We start from the raw sequence: 21,518 nt of genomic DNA, 5'->3' as shown, positions 1-21,518 counted from the left end.
CGCAAATATATCGGGACAGGGCGGGGCTTGCTCTTGAAAGCAGCCGCGCCCTGTCCTATTTCTGTTGCATGCGATGCACCTGCCCCCCTTTCGGGTGTGTCGTATAGGGCGCCTCCCCCTTGGAGGCGTCTCCTCCCTGAACCTGGCCACCCCGTGCATCGCATGGGGTGGTTTTTTTATGGGCTGCAGTCAGCGTAGGTCGCCGGAAATTTTCGCTGCTTTCGCTTGACGCCATCGCCAGCCCTGCCTAAAGGCACGCCCCTGCCTGTCGCCCATGCGACATACGGCCCCTTCGTCTAGCGGTTAGGACGCGGCCCTCTCACGGCTGAAACACGGGTTCGATTCCCGTAGGGGTCACCAATCTTTTCAATGACTTAGCTCTTGAGGTTGGCCCCAAAATACCATTTTGCCTATTTCTTGTCCTTTTGACCGTCTGGGATTGTGTAGGACGCGCTTGGAAAAATTTTTCTTGATGAACTGCGGCGTAGTGCCTCGCCGCTGGCTCAGTTGACCAGCGTTGTGCAGCGCGAGGCTACACCTGCCTGAGCCCCACTCCGCATTCTTGTCTGGGCTTTAGCGTGATCGCCGTCGCTCGATCGCCTCACGCAAACTTGCAACCATGATCAAAGTCGAACTTCGATCTTTCACGATCTCCAACTCACCGGATTTGATCAGCTCATAGAGGCGGGACCGGCTTAACCCCGTCATTGTCACCGCTACCGCGATCCTTACGCTGATGGGATCAATGAGTGTAGGTGGCTTTGACTTCTCGACAGGAAGTGGCGCGTTAATTCTTGGCAGGCTCTTACGCACGGCAGAAGGTCTCCTTGTTGGAGTCTGCCAAATGGGATGAAGCCTTCTCAATCTATCGGAACTATGCGGAATTGGAAGTCCAAAGCTGACAGGTATGGGGCGGCGAAATGCGCGCGCGGCGAGGCCTCACCGTTTACGAGGAACATAAACCTACTGAAAGAGCCGCAGGTCCTGACCCTGACGCCTCACGGTGTCGCCAGCGCGGCACGCCGGCAAGGTGCCCGGAAAAGGGCTGGTTGAATGAACTCCGAATCGAAAATGTGCACTGCACAGCGTCACATTCGCTTTTCCTGAATACCGTTGCGGCAGGCTCAGATGACCGGGGGCGCCGATCATTTTGTTCGCTCAACGAACTCTTCCTCCAATGCCCCCCGCGCCGAAAGATGAGAAAATCGTTACACCAAACCGGCGCTTCAAATGTTCCGCTACGCTGCGGGCATATCGCCTCTGCCGATCAGACCTCGGACTGTGATAGACGCCCACCGCCTTCCAATAGCTGCCCGTCGATGCCAGAGCAGCGACGAAAATCCAACGGGCTGCGTGGGCATTGAAGCATGGATCGTAACGCAGCCAATGGCGAACTTCCTCCGGTGAACGATCAAGCGTTGCTGCGATTTTTGGCACCCACCAGCTATTGATCTGGAGAGGTCCGAGGTCGTGGCTCCCATTGCGGTTCGGAACCGCTGCGCCGATCCAACCGCCTTCCTGATCGCGCAGCCCCCACAGGGTCACTTCGAGCCATTTCTGTCCGCCCGCTGCTTGCCTGATGCAATGGGCGACCCTCCGTTCATCGGCTGCATTATGACCCGACGGTGCTGCAAGACAATCCGATTGCCAGATGATCAGTATCATCAGGGCGGCTGTCCGCTTACCGATCGTGATCATGCGATCGCTCCCCAATGTTCCGCTCTGTGGCAAGGTCCTCCGCCTTGGGCGCATGGGCTTGCCGATTCTCGGCCAGCGTCTGCAAATGACGGTCGAGCGTCTCGAACAGTGAGCGGGCATCGCCTGCAAGACGTCCGACAATTCCGCGGTCCGGCTCTCGCTGATCAAGTTTGCGCGCGAGCGCCCTTCCCTCTGCCTTCCGCCGCTCCTCAACCTGTTCGAGCTTCATTCCCTTCAACCGCGCCTCGTTCCGTGCGGCAAAGCGCCTGTTGTGATCGCGCTCCAGACGGCCCAAACCTTCGAGCGCCGATGTCTTCTCGCCCGACCTCTCTTCGAGTTTCGCGATGAGCTTCTTAGGGTCTTCTGTCCAGAGTTTGACGCCGTAACGGGCTCGCGTGATGGCGGTGTAGAAGTTTTGTCCATTGACAAGCGGGGACGCCACAGGGGCCAGCACATAGACGCGGTCATAGGTCTTTGACTGAGCGGAATAGACGGTCTCGGCATAGCCATGGTCCCAAGTGGAGTGGCGTCCAAGGTCAATCTGCTGGACCCGATCCCCGCGGTCCCAGCGAACCGTCGCCACCATGCCATCGAGCCGCTCCACCGTTCCGCGTTCGGCGTTTTTGAGACCAAGCTCCTTGGTCGCGAGCCGCCACTGGATGCGATCACCAGCGGCGAGGTTGCGATGCTCGGAGAGGAATATATTCACGTGCGCCGCCTTGCTGGTTCGCGGATTCCAATTGTGGATGCGCCCCTGCTCATCCGCCAGTCGCACAAGCTGCCGGCCCTTCGCATCGCGCACCACGGAAACCACCCGATACTCGCCATCGCGCGCCAGGCCAGCGCCGACCTGATCGCGGTTGAATTTCAGAACCTGGCCGCCGGAATAGAAGCGGGCCATCTGCTTCTCTTGGTCGCTGAGCCCGGCGGGGGTTAGGACCGCGAGCCGGGTGTCCTCGGCCGCAACGACGCCTTCCCGCTGCAATGTCTCGCGGATCTGACTGTTGACGATGAGGCGCGTCGCATTCTCCAGAACGAGGATATTCGTGGTTGCTCGGCTTTCAGGCTTGAGGCGCGTCCATTCCCTCACCAGCCCCTTGGCCAGTTCCTCCGCGTCTCCGCCGCTGACCACCTTATCGAGATGGTCCAGCGAACCGGCATAATCACCGGCGCGAGCCTGGGTGACAGCAAGCTTCATCGCCCTGGTTTCCTGCCGCCGTGATTCAACCAGCTCGGCGGTCGCGAGCCCAAGCTTCTGCATCAGCCAGAATGCCTTTCCCTGTTCGATCGCGCCGGTCTGCCGGTTGTCACCAAGCAGGATAAGTCTCGCACCGGTCGCACGGCTGATCTCCAGCACCCGCAGCGCCTGGCGGTTTCCGAGCTGGCCCGCCTCATCGAGGACCAGGACATCGTTGCTGCTCAGGCCATGCCCGCCACTCGCCAACAGGCTGGCGACGGTGCGAGATGCAATCCCCGCGCGATCACCCAGTTCAGCGGCGGCAGATGATGTCGGCGCAAGCGCCGTCAGTACCATCCCCGGATGCGCGGCGTTCTTGAGTGAGCGAACCAGCATGGATTTCCCGGCCCCGGCCACGCCATGCACGGCCGTTATCCGGTCTCCTGACAATGCCATGTGCACGAGAGCCTGCTCCTGCGCCGGGGATAGACCAGCGCTTTCCAGAACGGGCAGCAGCCGGTCTGCGCTGGCTACCTGTCTGCCGTCTCCCAGCGAGAGCGCGAGATGCTGGGTCAGCGCCTGTTCCAGCCTTACCGTCCTGCGGCTGGTTCGCCCACGCGTGAGGATTGCGTCGCCGGTCTGCCCCCGAGTAGCGAGCAGTTTGCGGCGGCTCTCATGGTCAATCAGGAGCGGTCTCAGGTCTTCGAACCGAACCTCTCCCACATGGGAGGCAAGGCCTACGGCAATGACGCGACCAAGTGGATTGACCGCCTCGCGCCCTTCCGATTGCCTGATCCCAAACAGGGCCGCCCGCGCTGCGTCGGCGGGCTCAACCGGGACGGGGCGCTCACCAGCCTCCATGGCCTGGGCGAGGACAGCTGCAAGTTTGGGCTCATAAGGGATGAGCCGCGCATCCCAGCGATCATGCAGCTCGTTCAGCCCGACTTTCACCTTTGCGCCACGCGTCTGATAGAAGCTCTGCCTACGCGCCGCCTGCCCGGAAAGGCCATGCTCAGCGGCATGAGCGTTGATCTGCTCGGCACGCTGCGACATCTCTTTGATCAATGCCTTTGGGACGCCCCTGATTTCGAACAATCCTTGGCGCGGATCGAAGTCGATCTCAAATCCATATTCCCGCAAATGGTGGGCAAGGGCGTTACGGTAGATTTGGCCGCTGGCCATCTGCTCGGCATACATGGCCCGCGTTTCGAGACTGGCCATCGGATTGCCCGGATCGCGGTTCGTCATGTTGAGGATCACGATATGGGTATGCAGATGGGGGTCGAGTTCGCGGCTGGCATGCTCAGTAAAGCGTGCCCACAGGAGCCGCCCCGTCGTCTCATGAACGATTTTCCCTTCTTCCCGGCGGCGCAGCTGGGCATGTTCTTCAAGATAGGAAAGCGCTGCGTCGACAGCCTTCTCATGCGCCGCGACCATCCTCTCATCGCGAAGGGCAAGCGCCATGATCGATACGGATTTGGGGGCGCTGATCGCAAAATCCCATCCGGGATGGTGGTCGATCCCGTCTGCACGCCGACGCCCTAACTGCTGGTCCTCGACAGCGCCGCTGAGCAGCGCATTAAGCTGCGCGGAATCCACCTCTCCGTGCAAACCAAGCTCGCCAGCGAGCGCTCCGCCCCAGGAAGATGTCTCCGCATCTCCCTTCGTGTAATAGTCCCCGACGGTGTAATAGCGGGCGATGTTGCCCGGGGAGCCCTTGAGGCGGCGCGGATGCATCATGCCGGCCTCGCATCGTCACGCTCACCGTTGGAACGGCTATGCTTGTGGAGGTTGAAACCACTCCTTGGCCCAAGGAGCTTGGGCGGTTCGGCGTTCGAGCTGTCCCCATCCTGCTTCGGAATTTGGTTGCCCTTATGCGCAGGCGGTTCACCCGCAGTTGCTTCTTCGGGTGAGCTGCCGTCCAAGGGCAGCTGCGGCGCGGGCGGCGCTTCCTTCCCGGCGCGACGGCGCTTTTTCTGCGACACCTTTTCGGGGTGGGGTAGAGCGTTGCCCTCCTCGAACCTCCTCGCAGGTTCCGTTCGCTCGACGAACGCCGGCTCAATCGTTGGCAGCCCATTGTACCGATCCCGGAAATGGACGACGGGCAGATTTCTTCCGAACCGGAGAAATCCCGACAGGTTGGGGAGGTTCGTGACCTCGGTATGCATGACCAGCGGGCGGGTGACTTGCATACGGGAGAGATTGACGCCGTCCCGCATGTCGTTGACCCCATAGGACATGCCCTCATTGGCCTCGACCTGTTCGACCTGCCCCAAATTCTCGGACACATGCTTGGCCGTGGGGGTATCGTTCGCTCGTAGCGCCACCCAGGTGGAACAGTATCCGGTGATCGCGGCCGCATCCTGGATGCCATAGGTTGCCTCCAGCTGCGGATAAGACTGGAACCCCAATATGCCGCATCCGCCATATTTGCGGGCGCGCGCCAGGAAGTCGCTCAGCGAGGGCAGGCGCTGAAGCGTAGGCAGCTCATCGATGACGCAATAGAGGCGGCGCTTCTGGTCGGGCGGAAGGCTCATGATCGCGCTGATCGCGATGTCGAGCCAGACGGTGACGAGCGGCCGCAGAGAAGGAAGCTGGTCGGCTTTCACCGTGATGAAAAGCCAGCTGTCATCCTCTTCATTCGCCACCCAGTCGCGCACCGAGAAGCCGTCCAGTGTGTCGTCAAGATAGGAGAAGCTGCGCATGACAGAGGCCAGTTCGGCGCGAATGCCCGCGGACGTACGGTCTCCCTCCAGCGAAATAAAGGCGGCGGCGTCCGTCCCTTCCGCAAAGGCCGCCAGCGTCTTCAGAGGGCTCCGCAGTAGCGTGTCGAGCAAGACCGAAACGAGCATCTGCTTGTTCTTCGCAAGCTTGCGGAAGACGGCGACCAGCGTTCCCCTCGCCGCCTTCGCCCAAAAGGGATCGCCGCCCTTATCTGGTATCGTGGACTCCGCGATCTGATCATAATGATAGTCGCGCGGCACATCGACCCAAGGGGACCAGCTGTCGGCTCGAGCGTCGAGCGGGTTGAGCAATATGTCATGCCCGGGCCGGTAGAATTTTTCGACGAAGGTGCCGGCCGTATCGAACACGATCGCCCGGCGGCCCTTCCCACGCATTCCCGCCAGCATCTTGACGATGATGTTGGTCTTGCCCGTCCCCGGCGCACCGCAGATTAATATATGCTCAGGCTCAAACTCTTCAGGAACCGGCACACCGCCGATAGCGAAGCTTCCCCGCTTCGACCGCCACAACAGCCGGCGCAATTGCCGTGCCGTCCCGAACCGGGCGCCGCGAATGAACTGATTGGACCCAAGCCCTTTCCCCGTTCGCGTGAAATAGAACCAGGCCCACAGAAGCATAAGCGCGGCAAAGGCACCTGACAGCCCCGCGCCATAGATCAGATGCTGCTCCATCGCCTGCATGGTCTTCTTCGCGATGGGGGAGGCCAGCAGCGCGTCCGAGTTCGTCCAATATTGGCGCCCAGCCGGGGTCCTGAACAGGATCGGCGCCCCACCCGGCACGTCGCTTTTCAGCGTAGCTTCGGCGATCTTCATCGCGACGAAGCGCTGATAGTCGCTGGATTTTTCGAGGACATACCAGATGATGCCGCCAACCCAGATCGCGAGACCCGCAAGCGAGGTCTGGAAAAAGACCTGGGTGGTCATCCTGACATTGTGGACAATGGCCTGACCACCCCGGGTCCAGGAGCCCAGCGTGTCGTTGCGGAAGATGCTCATAGTGCACCATCCTCGGGCGCGAGCAGCCCCCTTTCGAGGAGCAGGGCGCGGGCATCGTCCATGCCCTTCTGGAGAATGTCGGGGCGCCGCGTTCCGACCGAGGCGGCCAATATAGCGAAGACCTGAATGAGCGTCGCCTGCACCTCATCGAAGCGACCATGATAGCCGCCGGCATCGATGCCTTCGAAGCGATCGAGGATGTCGCGGACATATTCGGGGAGGCTGAGCCGCGCCGATCGGGCGCCAGCGACAAGGCGCTCGTAAAGAGCATCCTTCAATCTGATATTGATCCTGGGCAAACGCCGAACTCCTGTTCGATGCCTGTCCAGATGGGGTGAAGCCCGGTCGTTATACGCCTATTTACAGGGGATCTCAACGCCTTACGATGAGGAAGTGCGGCACCGACATGGTGCCAAAGCTTATCAGGCACTTAGCCCTGAATTGCCTTCATATGGTGACCATTTGGTACCAGCTACCGATGAAGAAAGCGACATCGGCACCGGCTGGCACCTTGCCGAAACCCGCGGAAAACCTCGCGATTCGCGCCCGCAGCACCCGTGCGTACGGTGCATTACAAAACGCCCTGGGCGTGAGTACCCCTTTCGCAGCGGGCTCGCCCCGCTGCGCTGCCTCGTGCCGGAAGGCGCGGGGCACCCCGGAGGGGATTTCTCTTCCCGGCGGCAGCCAGCCGAGACTCTGATTGGCACAACGAGTTGCGTTCATGGGCATGATCCTTGATAATGAAATTGGCGGGCAGACCATCCGACGTGAAAGGATGATCAATGCCAAAGTTGAATGACCGTGACCGCCTTGCCGACCTCGAAGCGCGCCAAACGAAAATCGCGCAAGAGATCCTGGACGCCCGCCGCGCTCTGCGCAGCAAATATGCCTCTATCCTGAGCGACATGGAGGTGGAGAGGCTCAGCGAAAAAGACTTTCGCGACCTTCTCCAAAACGCGATACGGGCGGGTGGGCCAGCCTCAATCACTGCACTGAAAGGCATTCCAACGACGTCGAAATCTCAACCGGAAAAGCGCCCGTAGGGCGTCCCTGTGACGAGCACGGCGTAGCCGCGCGCGGGAGGCCCGCGTTCCTTAAGAGCGCGGCATCGTTGTCCGACGGGACGGGCGCGCAGCGCCTGTCCTCGAGGGCAACGACATAGAGCGACAGACAAAAAAGCGGGAGCTATCGGGCCTGAACCCGACCGCTCCCGCATATCCGCATGACTTCAGGAAGCCCAGTGCGCCGGGCCGCCATAGAGTGAGAGGAGCACCGGCGCGACACCGATGGAGCGCATAACCCTTACCAGTTGAGCCTGAACCCCGCTTCCTTCAGCGACGATCGCTTCGACAGGCCGCAGCCGCGCAATCTGGTCATTGCGTACGAACCCGGCTCGGTTCCCCCACCTCCCCTTGTCGATGCCCAGTTTCACCACCGGCGTCTTGGTCTTTGCCGCCCATGCCTCGGCAATCGCATCGCCGCCGCTATTCTGCGCGGTGGTGAGCAGCACCATCTGCGGCCGGGTCGCCTTGGCCCGCGAGAGCGCCTTCCAGATCGGCTCGGGATCTGCCCACTGGCTGCCGCCCGAGAAGACGACCAGCGGGCCTTCAGGATGATACTGCCCGATCCGGCGCTGGCGTCGCGCGGCCAGATAGTCCGTCCCGTTGATGACGCTCGCTGTCCGTTTAGAGGACACCAGCGTCGCCCTTGGCGCAGACCAGGGCTTACCGGTTTCGTTATGATACACCGCCGCGGCATGGTCCCGCATGCAGGCTAGTGCATCCGATGCCTCATCGAGAAACGCCAGTTCCTCCTGCGCGCGCTCCAGCTCGACGGCGTGGATTTCGCTGCCGTCCGCCTGCCGGAGAAGGTCGCGCATCTGTCTTGCAGCACCGTCGGCTTGTCCCGCTGCCCGATCGCTCACTCGGTGGAAACTGTGGACGATGCCCCACGCGATGCGTCCCGCCACTTTCTCCATCCTGCTGTCCCGCAGAACATCGAAGAGCGTCGTGACGATCAACTCGACCGCGAGCTGAACCTCGGTCGCGTCAGGCATCTGCGCAGTGCGCTCTTCGTCGTCCCTGCTGACCCGGACGCCATCGAGGTCCGTTTCGAATGCGGCTAGAAAGCTGTCGGACGTAACCGCGCTTTCGTCCGCAATGAGCGCTGCAATCTCGGTGAAGCTGCGGACGGAACGGAATGCCTTGGTCATGAGAACCTCCTGTGATTGAAAGAGGTCTTCCCCCTGCACGGGCTCCGAGTGACGGGGTCAAGGATCGGGGCGCAGCCCCGACCGCGAAGCGGCGATGGGGGTCACGATTTTTTTCGGCACGCGCCCCCGCCAGCATGGACGGACTGCCGCCTGCCTGCCGAAAAAAATGGTGGGGCCCCGTCATCCTTGAGGCCGGCGCTGTCCCCGTGCCAAGATTAAAAGACTTGAGAGAAGAAGTGTGGCAGCGCTCCAGGGGGCTCGATGCCCCCTGGAGCGCTATGATCCTCGCGCGACATGTGCCCAAGCGCCCTTCTGACATCGCCCCGGACACCCGCGTCGATAAAAAAAGGACCGCGCGCCCGAATGGCTGCGGTCCCAAGGTAAATTTGGATTTCGTCGTCCGCTGTCAGGTCAGCGCCCGGTAGGCGTCGTAAGGGTTACCTTCCGCGAGGTGGCCGAAAGGGGTCATGAGATAGGCCCCCTCCTCCCGCCCGACCGCGCAGATCACGTAACGCGGGTCCCCTGACGCTGAGTCCTGGCATTCTATAAAAGCGAGGTTTCCATCTTCCGCTGCCCGAAGGAGCGACTGGAAATTGGCGCTAAGATAGTCAGGTATTGCCATGCCACCCTCCTTCAATGGCTGCCGCGGGAAGCGCGCGTGGGGATTTTGACGGCGTCAGCCGCCTGGTCCGCCTTGCGCAACGCATGGATGGGAACATTGGCTTGGCGAAGCAACTGGTAGAGATTGGCTTGCACACCCGAGCCCTCGCAGAGCACTGCCTCGACGGGCTTCAGATCGAGAATCTTGCGATTGCGGGTAAAAGCGGTCTTTCGCCCGGTTCCGTATAGGCCATAGCGCACGACGGGCACTTCAACGCCGGTGCGAGCCGCCCAGGCCGCGGCGATCTGATCCACACCGCGGCGTTGCCCGGTGGTGACCAAAGTCATATGGGAGACCCGTGCATGGATGGCGTCAAGCCGTGCCCAAATCGCCTGCCAATCATGCCAGTCGGCCGGACCGGTGACGACGACCACCGGCCCCTGCGGCAGGTGACGTTCGCGCTGCTCCAGCTGACGGGCACGCAGGAAGTCGACCGCAGCGATCTGGCTGGCGCTCGATGCAGAAGAGGCTCGCGTGCCCTTGGCCGGCGACCAGGGCCAGCCTGACTGCGCCCGGTACATTTCCGCGGCATAGTCGCGCATGCATTCAATGGCCTGCCGCTGCTCGGCGACCGACTGACACTGAAGCTGCTTTTCTTCGAGCGAACGGGCATAGATCTCGCTCCCTTCAGGGTCTCGCGCCAGCTCCCCCAGTTCCCTGGCATAGCCATCCTCGCGCTTTTCGAGTTCCCCCGCGAGAAAGTGGAAGCTGTTGACGAAACCCCAGGCGATATCAGGTGCCAGAGGCTCCAAACGGGTACCGGTAAAGAGGTCGAAGATCGCAGCGATAATCCCGCCGCATTCAGCCTGGGCCGCGATCGGCTCGGGCATCTCATGCTCCGCAGGCGCGTCTCCAGGCTCGGCGATTGTAAGCGGCATTGGGTCGCCAAAAGCCGCCTGATATTCCGGCGTTGCGATCATTTGTGCGTAGAGGGCGGGCAAGTCAGCAAATCGATCGATGCTGTGGCGCAGGGCGGTAGCCATGATGCGCATCCTTTCCAAAATTGGCAGACAAAAAGAAAGGCCGGGGAAGCCATTGCTCCCCCGGCCCATGACGCACAAAGACCTCAGTGAGGCACTTCATCGTCGAAATCGCTACCGCCCATGTAGCTGCCATCCATGCCGGCTGTGCTCGCGCCGAACCCGCCCACTGCCTCGCCGCCCACCCCCGGACGTTCCGAACGCTGGCCGCCGCCAAAGCCGCTCAGCGCATCACGGCGCCGCCATGCGACCCGATAGCCTTCAGCATCGCTACCGAACAAAGCGATCGGCAGCGGTTCGGCCAGGCTCGGATCATCGAGCGATCCTTGGAGGAAGCATTCGCCAGTCTTGTTGGCGGTCGCTTCCCAGAGCGCACCGATCTGTACCCAGCGCTGCCCCACGTTAAGCGCGACGATCTCGAAGACCGGCGCGCGCTCATTGGTGCTTTCGACAGGCCTGAGCCCAAGCCGCGGCAAGTCGATCGAACGGGTCGCGATATGACCGATAAGACGACCGTTCACGGGCTTGATTTCACCGATATTCATAACCTCAACTCCTTGGAAGTTCCGCTCTCGACCATCCGAAAGCGACACTCTCCAAGATCCTTCTCCCCTCTCACACGCGGCGCGTCCGTCCGGCGCGACCGTCGGCCCCGAAGGAGCCCGCCTCGCACCGGGCTTCCGCCCGGCCGTCGACCCAAAGAGCCGGACAAATCCGGGATCCCCCTCGCCATTCTTATTAACGGGACAGAAAATTGCCGCCAATCTGGCGACGATTGTGGTGCGCCGTCCCCAGGGGGCCGGCTCTTGCGAGTCGTTCGCTTGGAACGAGAGTAGGTTTGGAGAACTTAGCAGCGGGGGCGAACAAGAGGAGTTTCACCATGGCTGACAGCTTCACTGACGCGATCGCACTGCTCAAAGCCGATCACCGGGAGGTAGAAGACCTTTTTGAGCAATTCGAAAAGACAAAATCCGCCTCGAAGAAGCAGGCGATCGCGCGACAAATCTGCACAGAGCTCAAAATTCACACACTGATCGAGGAAGAGCTGTTCTACCCCGCGTTCCGGGGGAAGATCGAGGACGACACCCTGGACGAAGCCTATGTCGAGCATGACGGTGCAAAGGTGTTGATCAACGACATTGAAGCCGGAAGCCCCGACGACGATTTCTACGATGCTAAGGTCAAGGTCCTATCCGAAGAGATCAAGCACCATGTCCATGAAGAGGAGATGCAGTCGGAGGGCATGTTCGCGCAGTGCCGCAAGACCGACGTCGATCTCGTATCCCTTCGCGACCTCATGCTGGCGCGAAAATCCGAGTTGCAGGCGCAAGCCGGATCCGGCGCGCTGCCGCCGGCCAAGCCAACGGCCGTCAATCTGATGCCGGCGTAAATTTTGGATCTGACCGGGTCACGAGGCCCGGTCAGTGCGCAATAGGCTTGAATTGGGGCCTGAGGGGAAAAGGTTGCTGAACACGGCAACCCACCGGACGAAAATGGTGTCCCACGCACCATTTCGGCAGCGTTCACAAGCGATGTCCTCTTGCAACTGGATGGCGAACTGGCTGCGTTACAGGAAAAGAACCATAATCGTTCCACCTGCGTTCCAGCACACAAGAACAGGCTGAGGGAGACGTCGGATGAGGGTGCTGCGCGATAATGGGCTGACAATTGTCCTTTTGCTGCTTTTTGTCGGCAGCATAGCGGGTCAATGGCTCGCGGGCTGGCATGTTGCGGCCGAGGATGCACAGCGTCACCATCAGGCCGCGATGAGCCTTAGTGCTTATACGTCGAGCCCAGAATTCCTATCCTCGGTTTTCGAGAATTGGGAAAGCGAGTTCCTTCAAATGTCCGCCTATGTCGTCCTGACAGCCTTTCTGATTCAGCGTGGATCGGCTGAATCCAAGGATCCTGATGCGCAGCCACGCGACAAAGATCTGGATAAGCAGGCACTAAAGCCCGGCGCCCCGACTGTGCTACGTGGGGGTGCGATGTGGCGCGCACTATATGCGCGATCGCTCGGCTTGGCGCTGTTCGCACTGTTTCTGATTTCTTTCGTTATTCACTGGACCCAAAGTGCCCAGGTCGCTGCGCAGAACGCAATCGAACATCGTGAGGTGCCGTTGAGCACGCTTGCTTACCTGGGCGACCCGCAACTCTGGTTTGAGTCTTTCCAGAACTGGCAAAGCGAGTTTCTCTCGACCGCCGTCCTGGTCGTGCTTTCGATTTTCCTGCGTCAGCGCGAATCTCCAGAATCGAAGGCCGTCGCAGCGCCCCATAGCGAGACGGGCAGTTGATCCGATTTATCGCGGTGCCACTTACCCGGATATTCGCTCACTTCAGCGATCATGGCCAAGTTGAGGATAATTGACCGTGTGTTCACCGCCATCGCGACCGTTGACCCAGATTATGGGTCACCCGATGGTTCACCATCTCCACGTTGCTTATCATTGTCTCGCCAGAGCGGTCCGCCACTTCAGTATTCCGTCACCTGACAGTCCACCTGTTTGCGCCCCGGCTGAGGCGCGCCCCAAATTCGTCGGCATCGAGCATCCGACCGATACCCAGATCGCCGTTGTAATTGACGGCTTAGGAGGAACCCGCAGCCATTTTATGTGTATTGCATTGTCATACAATGCCGGGGGTATGCATGTCAGGTCGCCAAATACGCACGATCTCGCTCAGCCGCGAGCTGGACCGATTCATATCGGATCAGGTCGCATCCGGACTATATTCCAACGCAAGCGAAGTTGTTCGTGCGGGCCTTAGAACGCTCGCGGCGCAGCCAGCATCTACTTCAAGCCGAGTGAAACAACCAGAACGATGATCGACCCGTCTCTTGCCCAATGTATTGTCGAAAGCTCGACAGATTTTGCCATTATTACCCTCGCTGCCGATGGGCGCATAACCAGTTGGAACCCCGGCGCGGCCAATCTACTGGGGTGGTCGCCGGAAGAGGCGTTAGGTAAACATGGGCGGATTTTCTTCACCCCTGAAGATCAGGCCGCAGGATCGCCGGAAGATGAAATGAGCCGTGCGGCGCAAGAGGGTCGCGCGCTCGACGAGCGTTTCCACATGCGCGCCGATGGGTCGAGATTCTGGGGCTCGGGTCTCATGATGCCGCTTCAAGGCGAACCGGGGTTTGTGAAGATCGTCCGTGATCGCACCCGCGAGCGCGAGGCTGAACGCAGCCTTGCCACTCTTACCGATGCGCTACCGGGCTTTGTGTTCCAGGCGGATACGGACGGGCATATCGTTCAGATCAACGAGCGCTATCGCGAATATACCGGCCGCGGAGACGAGGATTTGCTCGGCAATCGTTGGCTGGACGCGATTCACCCGGATCATCGCGACAAGACCCAGGCGGCTTGGTCGGAAGCGGTTGGTTCAGGGGCGGCGTTCAACCAAACCTTCCCTGTGGCGGCGCAGGATGGCACCTACCGATGCTTTTCCTGTCGCGCGCTGCCACAGACCGACGATGACGGCCGTATTCTTCGCTGGATTGCAACATGCATCGACGTCGAGAATGAGGCTCAGGCGCGCGCTACGCTCGAAAAACTTAACCTCTCACTCGAACATGCGGTGACGGACCAGGGTGAGGCGCTGGCAGAGTCTCTGCGGAGCCTGCAGGCCGAAGTTGCAGAGCGTGAGCGCATCGAAGAGACATTGCGCCAAAGCCAGAAGATGGAAGCTATCGGCCAGCTGACGGGCGGCGTGGCTCATGACTTCAATAATCTCCTCACAGTTATTCTCGGCAGCATCGACCTGCTGAAGCGACCCAACCTTCCGGAGGACAAGCGCGAGCGATATGTAAATGCGATCGCCGAAACGGCGCAGCGGGCGGCAAAGCTTACTAATCAGCTACTAGCATTTGCCCGGCGTCAACCGTTGCAGGCCGAAGCCTTCGATATCGCCGAGCGCCTTCGCAAGGACGAGGAAATGCTTCGCAGTGTATCTGGTTCACGCGTGACGCTCGAACTGGACATCCGGTGCCAGCCATGTGTGGTAGAGGCAGATCCGGTTCAGTTCGACACCGCGATGCTAAACATGGCCGTGAATGCCCGTGATGCAATGGGCGGTGAAGGACGGTTGCAAATCGTTGTCGAGGAGCGTGACGGCATACCCGCAACACGGGGCCATGCCGCGGTCCAGGGCAAGTTTATAGCGGTCCTCGTCAGGGATACTGGCGGTGGCATATCAAAGGCCGATATATCACGGATCTTCGAACCGTTTTTCACCACCAAGGATGTCGGACACGGCACCGGCCTCGGGCTCAGCCAGGTGTTCGGATTTGCCAAGCAGTCCGGAGGCGAAATCAGTATCGAAAGCGAGATCGACAAAGGCGCGACCTTCATCCTCTATCTTCCCCATGCGCAGGAAAAGCCGCAGAGCCGGCCGGTTGACGTATCTCCGCCGACCGAGCCGCAACCGGGCCAGGAGCGCTGTGTCCTTTTGGTTGAGGACAATCAGCTAGTCGGTGAATTTGCAGCCCAGTTGGTCGGCGACCTGGGATATGGCAATATCTGGGTGTCGAGCGCCAAGGATGCTCTGGCTCTCATCGAAGCCGATCCCGAGCGTTTCGATATCGTCTTTACCGATGTTGTCATGCCCGGCATGTCGGGGATCGAGCTTGCCGAAATATTGCGCGCGCGCTTTTCCGACCTGCCGGTGGTTCTTACCAGCGGTTATAGTCATGTCCTGGCGGCGGAAGGGACGCACGGTTTCGACTTGCTTCACAAGCCCTACACCGCTGATGGTCTCGCGCGCGCGCTGCGAGTGGCGCGAAAGTCAAACGGCGCGAAAGCCTGATGGATGAATTTGGGGGGCAGAAGTCAGATCTATGAACTCAGGCGGCGATCATAAGGCTTTGGAATTTCTCGCTTGCGGCGGTGAAATGGGTGCCATCATCGCGGATTTCGATTGGGCCAAAACCAGCATCGGCCCTATCGCAACATGGCCTGCGGCGATGCGCGCGAATCTGGCGTTCGTGCTGCGCTCGCAAGCCCCGATCGTCACGCTCTGGGGTCCTAAAGGCATCATGATCTATAATGACGCTTATCGCGCGTTTGCGGGCGACCGGCACCCTAGCCTGCTGGGAAGTGATGTCCTTCAAGGTTGGCACGAGGTTGCCGAATTCAACGCCAACGTGATGCGGGAGGTCTATCAGGGTGGGGGAACACTCTCCTACAAGGATCAGGAGCTGACCCTTATCCGCGACGGCACGCCCCGCCGCCTCTGGACTGATATCGAGTATTCCCCGGCTTTTGACGATGATGGTTCCGTTCTGGGCGTTATCGCCATCGTCCTGGAGACCACGCAGGCCGTGCTTGCGAATGAACGTATCGCTGACGAGCGCCGCAAGCTGCTTCAAATGGCTGAGCATAGTCCAAGCTTCATGGCCCTGCTGGAAGGCCCGGAGCATCGGTTCCTGATGACCAACCCGGCCTATCAAGCCTTGGTTGGCGGCAGAGAGGTGATCGGCCGACCGATCGTCGAGGTGCTGCCGGAAGCCTTGCAGCAAAATTTCGTGGCCATTCTCGACGAGGTGTATGCCAGCGGGGAAGTGTTCCAGGCCACAGGAGCGCCATTTCGGCTTGAGGGGTCACCTGACGATCCCTCGCTCGAACGCCGTCTCGATTTCGTCTATCAACCGGTCGCAAACGAAAAAGGCGAGACTACTGGCATCTTCGTGTCGGGCATCGACGTCACCGATCGCATGCGGGCCGAGGCGGCGATCAGTGCCAGCGAAGCGCAGTTCCGGACCTTCGCGCAGGCGCTTCCCAGCCATATCTGGACGGCAACCCCCGATGGGAATCTCGATTGGTTTAATGACCGGGTGTTGGAATATAGCGGTGCTTCCGAGCGAGACCTGATAGGGAATGGCTGGACGGCAATCGTCCATGCCGATGATGTATCCGCGGCGGCCGAGCAATGGCGATCCTCACTAAGCTCGGCGAAGCCTTATGAAACGGAATTTCGCATCCGCGGGGCTGACGACAGCTATCGATGGCATTTGGTGCGGGCGGTACCGATTTGTGATGATGCCGGCGGTATCATCCGGTGGATTGGTACGAACACAGATATTCACGAACAAAAGCTCAGCCAGGCCGAGAGTACAGCAGATCGCGATCGCCTCTGGTCGATATCTCGCGACCTTATGTTGGTATGCACTTTCGATGGAGTCATCACAGCGGTCAATCCTTCAGCGCGGCGCCTCCTTGGATGGGCCGAAGAGGAAATGGTCGGAAAGAATTTGGGAGATTTCCTCCATCCCGATGACATCAGGAGCACGCAGGAAGAGGTGGAAAAGCTTTCTCGCGGTGTGACCACGCTCGCTTTTGAAAACCGCTATCGCACGAATGGTGGCGATTATCGGTTGCTCGCATGGACTGCAGTTCCAGATGCCGACCGCATTCACGCCGTCGGGCGGGATATCACGCAGGAGCGCCAACTTCTGCGCGATCGGGATCGGACCTGGAGCTTGTCTCCTATCCTAAAGGTGGTCACCGACAGCCAGGGTTACATCACCGACGTCAACCCGTCCTGGACCAAGGCGCTCGGCTGGACCCGTGAAGAGACGCTCGGCAAGCGCAGCACAGACTTCATGATCGACGATGAAGCCTTTTGGGGCGAGCGGGTGCGGACGCTGTCCGCCGGGCAGCCTATGCTCGAATACCAGACACGGTTGCGCGCCAAGGACGGTCATGAGCGCTTGATCAAATGGACAACTGTGCCCGAGGGCGGCACCTTCTACGGCTTTGGCAGAGACATAACCGCGGCAGCAGAGGCCGCGGCCGCGCTGGCCGACGCCGAAGCCGCGCTCCGTCAGTCGCAAAAGATGGAGGCGGTCGGACAACTGACTGGTGGCATCGCCCACGACTTCAATAATATCCTGCAAGGCATCACCGGGAATCTGGAAATTATACAGCGTCGCGTGATGCAGGGGCGCGTCACCGAACTCGATCGATACATCGCCGGCGCGTCTAACGCCGCTAACAGGGCAGCGGGCCTCACCCACCGTCTGTTAGCTTTCTCCAGGCGCCAGCCGCTCGATCCCAAGCCCGTGCGTGCCAATAGGCTCGTAGCGTCTATGGAGGATCTCCTGCGCCGGCCCCTGGGCGAGCGCATTGAGCTCGAGCTTGCTCTCGCCGGCGGATTGTGGATTACCAAATGCGACCCCAATCAGCTTGAAAGCGCGATCCTCAATCTTGCGATCAACGCTCGCGACGCGATGCCAGATGGGGGCAAATTGACGGTCGAGACCTGCAACGCCCATCTCGATAGCGCCTACGCTGCGCGCCAGCGGGGGGTGAATCCGGGCCAGTATGTCTGCATCTGCGTGACCGACACCGGCGTGGGCATGGATGCTGACACCATTGCCAAAGCATTCGAGCCCTTCTTCACGACCAAGCCGATCGGTCAGGGCACCGGTCTTGGTCTATCGATGATCTATGGTTTTGCGCAACAGTCTGAAGGCTACGCAAAAATCTACAGCGAGGTCGCAAAGGGCACGACGTTCAAGCTCTACCTGCCCCGCTTCCGCGGCACCGAGGAAACGGATGAGCGCGCGCCTCAGCTAACCGACGCGCACATGGCTGACGCCGGCGAGGTCGTCCTTGTCGTCGAAGACGAACCGATCGTCCGCGGGCTGATCGTCGAAGAGCTTAAGGAACTGGGCTACCAGGCGCTGGAGGCTGCGGATGGGCCAAAGGGCCTCGAAATCCTTCAGTCCAGACGTAGGATTGACTTGCTGGTGACCGATATCGGGCTGCCAGGCCTGAATGGGCGACAGGTTGCTGATGCCGCGCGCGATCTGCGCCCTGAGCTCAAAATTCTCTTCATGACTGGCTACGCGGAAAATGCGGCTCTTGCCTCTGGTTTCCTTGAACCAGGAATGGAAATGATAACCAAGCCATTCGCGATGGAAGCGCTCGCAACGCGGATCAGGGCAATGATCGAAGGGTGACAGCCGACCCCATCGAAACCAATTCGTCCTATTCATATGGATCGATTCTTAGCAGGCCGCGGCAGCCGAAGAAATAGAACGGCCAGGCATTTGTGAAGTGCGGGTCGTTTTTTGATCCTGGGAATGTCTAATCAGTCCGGCTGCGAGCTCTATCGCGTTCCAGTCCGTTATCTGAAGGCGACCGCGGGAAAGTGCGAGAACGCCGTCCTCCCGCAAACTCTTCAGCATCCGGTTGACATGAACCGCCGTCAGCCCTGTCAGATCTCCCAGTTGCTCCTGTGTCCAAGGCCATTCAATGGATTGAGATTGGCTCGCACCCGACGCCCTTTGTCGCGAAGCCATTTCGCAGGCAAATCTAGCTATACGCTGCCTCGCATTACATCGTCCAAGACTTACCAGGCGCGATTGCAGCAGAGCTAGCTCAGCTGCTGCCTCTCGGCGAAAGGCGGCTCCAACATTAGGAAATTCAATAAATATCTGGTCCAGCGCATCGAGAGGAATCAGCGCTACCATGACTGGCGTTATAGCGATGACATCCCGCATTTCCTCAGCAAAGCCGGGATCTACGTTAGCGACGTCGCCCGACAGATACACACTCAAAATCTGGCGGGTGCCAGCCCTCGTCGTCTGCTGCTGGCACGCGATGCCTGTCAGCATCACGAAGGCGTTCTTAGCGAAATCTGTTTGCCGGGAGATAAATGAGCCGCGTTCATAGTTCATGACCCGCAAGGACAGCGCTGAAATTGCTACCGATTCTGCATTCGATAAATGCGAGTGAGTGGTAAGCTTTCGCATTAAAATATCTGGGGCGGAGATGTTCTGCATGACGGTCTCTAAACAGTAATCGCTCGCCATCTTTTACCCAACGAAGTCAGGCTCAGGCAGCACATTAATACATGTTAGCCCGCCTTGTTCCGTCATATGTCCAGGAGGTTGAGGGCCATCCGATGCTGTCTACCATGGCCGCGCGCGCCCTTGGACACCGAGGCTGAAGCCACGCGCGTAGAGGCCGAATGCGGTCCTGGCCATGTCCCGTGATGCGTCGCGCGATATGAGGTCGAGGAAGTTCCCCTCTTCGCCCCTCAGCTCTAGCATCCCAGAATGGGCGTCGAGGCGTATCAATGCGACGCGCGCCGAGTTCACAAGGCGCGCGTTGAAGCGATGCACATATGCCGCATCGGGCATCGGACTAGGCATGATCACCTCCTGTACCGGGACGGCGGTCTACGCTGTCCGCCGATAATCGCGGCCCAACGGCTTCGACCCATTCGGCGCGAGCGTCTTCGACCGTGTGGGTGAGCGCGTGATCGACGCAGAACAGCTGGAATAAGGTGTCGAAAGCGAGTTCCGGAGAGGACAGCGCGTCTGCTAGGGCGGCGCTGAAGCGATCTAAGGGTGTGAGATCACCCGCCGGCACCCATCGAGCCAGATCATCGCTTTCCGCATTGCAGAGGTCGCAGAAGGTGCAGTCATAGACGCCGGAGATCGCCCAGGCCTGCCGCTGAATGTCCCATCTTGCGCTGGCGTCGCGAACGAGCATGTCGCAACCGCAGTCCCTGCAGACAGGTTTGAGGCCACCGGCAGGCGATGTTGGATCGGGATCGTCGGGAAAACTCGGAACGAAGCTGAAGCTGTACGAAAGATCAGGAATCCGCAGGTCGAAATAGGTCGAACCCTCCGCGGCGAGATAGGCCGCGGTCCAGACGTCAGCCCCGTCCTCGATCTCGAATGAAATGACATCGGAAGCGAACAGGTCGCCTCCACTAAAGAATTCGACATCGATCCGATAGGCGCGCAGCGTCGTGGTCATGTGAGCCATGACAAATCTCCTTGAATTTTGGTCGGGTGGTGCCGGCTCGCTCAGCGAGCGCGTTCGAGCAGCTTGCGGGCCTTGCCTTCGAGCTCCAGGCGTCCGTCCTGATGCGGGCGGCTGCGTGCAAGCGCGGTGATCCCCTGGACGAAATCATAAACCGAAGCCGGAGGATGCCCCTCTTCAGCCAGAACCGTCGCGATGACCTTGGCGGTCTCTGCCTTGGAAAAGCCTTCCTTGCGCAGGAAGCTTTCCCGATCCTCGTCCTTGCGCGCGACGATGGCTGATCGCGCCGCCGATATCCCGTCGATGAACGAGCGCGGCGAACTATCGGCGAAGTGCGCGAGCGCTGGTGCTGCCTCATGCGCGAAGCGGTTCGCCGCGAACTTGGAGTGCCGGATATTCACTTCCTGGAAGTTTTCGACGCCCCATAAATTGCGGTTCTGACATACGGCACGGAGGTAGAAAGTGGCTATTCCCAGTGACTTGCTGCCAACCTCTGAGTTCCAGCAATAAAATCCGCGAAAATAGAGATCCGGCTCCCCATTGGGCAGTCGGCCGGCCTCGATCGGGTTGAGATCGTCAACCAGGAATAGGAACACATCCCTGTCCGAAGCATAAAGCGTTGTCGTGTCGCTCGTCACATCGACACAGGGGTTGTAGGTCATCGATCCCCAATCGAGCACGCCCGGCACCTTCCATCTTGTGTCGCCCGTGCCATTGCCCGCGATCTTCATCACCGCGGCGACCAGTTCATGATCCCAGATGCGACCATAATCCGGTCCGGTGACCGCCCGCAGTTCGGCCCGGCCATCGTGCGTCTGGAGCAGCTTCACATGCTCGGCCGGATGGCGGATGAGGCCATGCTGGAGGTTGATGCCGGCAAGCGCGGCGGGAAGTTGCCGCAGATAGGAGGCCGGGGCGCCAACCAGGCTGCACAGCTGCCCGAACGACCAGTTGGTGGGTGCAACCGGTGCGCTGTCACCGGGAAGAAGGAGCGAAAGCCGTTCGGGCTGGTCGCTACGGGCCTCGACCCGCACCGTCCGGCTCTCGATGATCCGCGTCGTCGCCCGTTCCGCGCGCGAGCGCACGCTGGCGTAGAGATCGTTCAGCGAGAGATAGCGCTCATCCTGGGGGCGATTGAACCATTCGGACGAAACGCGAGAAACAACGGTCCCGCGGGATATATCGACGCGATAAGGCTGCGCCTGCTGGCGCGGGGCAGAAGATAGGGCGTTCATGAATGCCTCCGAAGGTGGGAAAGTTGGCGATCCCGC

17 protein-coding genes and 1 tRNA gene are annotated in these 21,518 nt (G+C 60.2%); 7 read left to right on the top strand and 11 right to left on the bottom strand.

What is annotated here, in order from left to right:
• Positions 1-285 precede the first annotated feature (285 nt).
• Positions 286-360, top strand: a tRNA-Glu gene (locus ACUCV3_RS01190).
• 798 nt (positions 361-1,158) lie between these two features.
• Here ACUCV3_RS01190 and ACUCV3_RS01185 read toward each other — a convergent pair.
• Genes ACUCV3_RS01185 through ACUCV3_RS01170 form a run of 4 tightly spaced genes read right to left on the bottom strand, consistent with a single transcriptional unit; the run spans position 1,159 to position 6,914 of the window.
• Positions 1,159-1,698: a lytic transglycosylase domain-containing protein gene (locus ACUCV3_RS01185; protein ID WP_230461472.1), complete on the bottom strand. Its 540-nt coding sequence runs from the start codon at positions 1,696-1,698 to the stop codon at positions 1,159-1,161.
• Positions 1,682-4,615 (bottom strand): MobF family relaxase, encoded by a 2,934-nt coding sequence (mobF, locus tag ACUCV3_RS01180; RefSeq protein ID WP_017502399.1) that lies wholly within the window; start codon positions 4,613-4,615, stop codon positions 1,682-1,684. Before mobF ends, ACUCV3_RS01185 begins: the two co-directional genes overlap by 17 nt.
• Positions 4,612-6,615 carry a type IV secretion system DNA-binding domain-containing protein gene (locus tag ACUCV3_RS01175; RefSeq protein ID WP_017502400.1) on the bottom strand — a complete coding sequence of 668 codons (2,004 nt, stop codon included), beginning with the start codon at positions 6,613-6,615 and terminating at the stop codon, positions 4,612-4,614. The genes mobF and ACUCV3_RS01175 overlap by 4 nt, the downstream gene beginning before the upstream one ends.
• Complete coding sequence (locus ACUCV3_RS01170; RefSeq protein WP_026109438.1) at positions 6,612-6,914, bottom strand: hypothetical protein; 303 nt, start codon at positions 6,912-6,914, stop codon at positions 6,612-6,614. Before ACUCV3_RS01170 ends, ACUCV3_RS01175 begins: the two co-directional genes overlap by 4 nt.
• A 483-nt stretch (positions 6,915-7,397) precedes the next feature.
• Between ACUCV3_RS01170 and ACUCV3_RS01165 the strand changes: the two genes are divergently transcribed.
• Positions 7,398-7,658, top strand: coding sequence for a hypothetical protein (locus ACUCV3_RS01165; RefSeq protein WP_017502403.1), 261 nt, complete (start codon positions 7,398-7,400; stop codon positions 7,656-7,658).
• Positions 7,659-7,843: 185 nt separating this feature from the next.
• On the opposite strand, the gene ACUCV3_RS01160 is transcribed toward ACUCV3_RS01165, so the two are convergent.
• From ACUCV3_RS01160 to ACUCV3_RS01145, 4 genes are all read right to left on the bottom strand, one after another.
• Positions 7,844-8,827 carry a DUF2493 domain-containing protein gene (locus tag ACUCV3_RS01160; protein ID WP_038292990.1) on the bottom strand — a complete coding sequence of 328 codons (984 nt, stop codon included), beginning with the start codon at positions 8,825-8,827 and terminating at the stop codon, positions 7,844-7,846.
• A gap of 406 nt (positions 8,828-9,233) precedes the next feature.
• Entirely contained in the window at positions 9,234-9,449 is a 216-nt protein-coding gene (locus ACUCV3_RS01155; protein WP_026109578.1) for a DUF6117 family protein, read from the bottom strand.
• Between the two features lie 11 nt (positions 9,450-9,460).
• A complete protein-coding gene (locus ACUCV3_RS01150) occupies positions 9,461-10,471 on the bottom strand; it encodes a DUF2493 domain-containing protein (RefSeq protein ID WP_293921997.1) in 1,011 nt (336 codons plus the stop codon).
• Between the two features lie 83 nt (positions 10,472-10,554).
• Positions 10,555-11,013, bottom strand: a complete 459-nt coding sequence (locus tag ACUCV3_RS01145; RefSeq protein WP_017503022.1) for a DUF736 domain-containing protein — start codon at positions 11,011-11,013, stop codon at positions 10,555-10,557.
• Between the two features lie 335 nt (positions 11,014-11,348).
• Between ACUCV3_RS01145 and ACUCV3_RS01140 the strand changes: the two genes are divergently transcribed.
• From ACUCV3_RS01140 to ACUCV3_RS01120, 5 genes are all read left to right on the top strand, one after another.
• Positions 11,349-11,858: a hemerythrin domain-containing protein gene (locus tag ACUCV3_RS01140; protein WP_017503021.1), complete on the top strand. Its 510-nt coding sequence runs from the start codon at positions 11,349-11,351 to the stop codon at positions 11,856-11,858.
• Positions 11,859-12,105: 247 nt separating this feature from the next.
• Positions 12,106-12,762: a DUF6766 family protein gene (locus ACUCV3_RS01135; RefSeq protein ID WP_026109577.1), complete on the top strand. Its 657-nt coding sequence runs from the start codon at positions 12,106-12,108 to the stop codon at positions 12,760-12,762.
• A 338-nt stretch (positions 12,763-13,100) separates the two neighbouring features.
• Positions 13,101-13,292 carry a type II toxin-antitoxin system ParD family antitoxin gene (locus tag ACUCV3_RS01130; protein WP_373562054.1) on the top strand — a complete coding sequence of 64 codons (192 nt, stop codon included), beginning with the start codon at positions 13,101-13,103 and terminating at the stop codon, positions 13,290-13,292.
• On the top strand, positions 13,289-15,274 hold the full coding sequence (locus ACUCV3_RS01125) for a hybrid sensor histidine kinase/response regulator (protein ID WP_038293050.1): 1,986 nt from the start codon (positions 13,289-13,291) through the stop codon (positions 15,272-15,274). Before ACUCV3_RS01130 ends, ACUCV3_RS01125 begins: the two co-directional genes overlap by 4 nt.
• Positions 15,275-15,359: 85 nt before the next feature.
• Entirely contained in the window at positions 15,360-18,431 is a 3,072-nt protein-coding gene (locus ACUCV3_RS01120) for a PAS domain S-box protein (RefSeq protein WP_482240287.1), read from the top strand.
• A gap of 48 nt (positions 18,432-18,479) precedes the next feature.
• Here ACUCV3_RS01120 and ACUCV3_RS01115 read toward each other — a convergent pair whose 3' ends face one another.
• From ACUCV3_RS01115 to ACUCV3_RS01105, 3 genes are all read right to left on the bottom strand, one after another.
• Positions 18,480-19,256, bottom strand: coding sequence for a Crp/Fnr family transcriptional regulator (locus tag ACUCV3_RS01115; protein WP_026109575.1), 777 nt, complete (start codon positions 19,254-19,256; stop codon positions 18,480-18,482).
• 364 nt (positions 19,257-19,620) lie between these two features.
• The gene (locus ACUCV3_RS01110) at positions 19,621-20,250 is read right to left on the bottom strand and encodes a hypothetical protein (RefSeq protein ID WP_293921994.1); all 630 of its coding nucleotides are present in this window, start codon (positions 20,248-20,250) and stop codon (positions 19,621-19,623) included.
• 41 nt (positions 20,251-20,291) lie between these two features.
• Positions 20,292-21,482, bottom strand: a complete 1,191-nt coding sequence (locus tag ACUCV3_RS01105) for a DUF932 domain-containing protein (RefSeq protein ID WP_293921992.1) — start codon at positions 21,480-21,482, stop codon at positions 20,292-20,294.
• Positions 21,483-21,518 lie beyond the last annotated feature (36 nt).

It is taken from the genome of Sphingobium sp. VMM, assembly GCF_056790315.1.
Note: the sequence above shows the minus strand (reverse complement) of the source record. Positions and strands in the feature narration are given on the sequence as shown.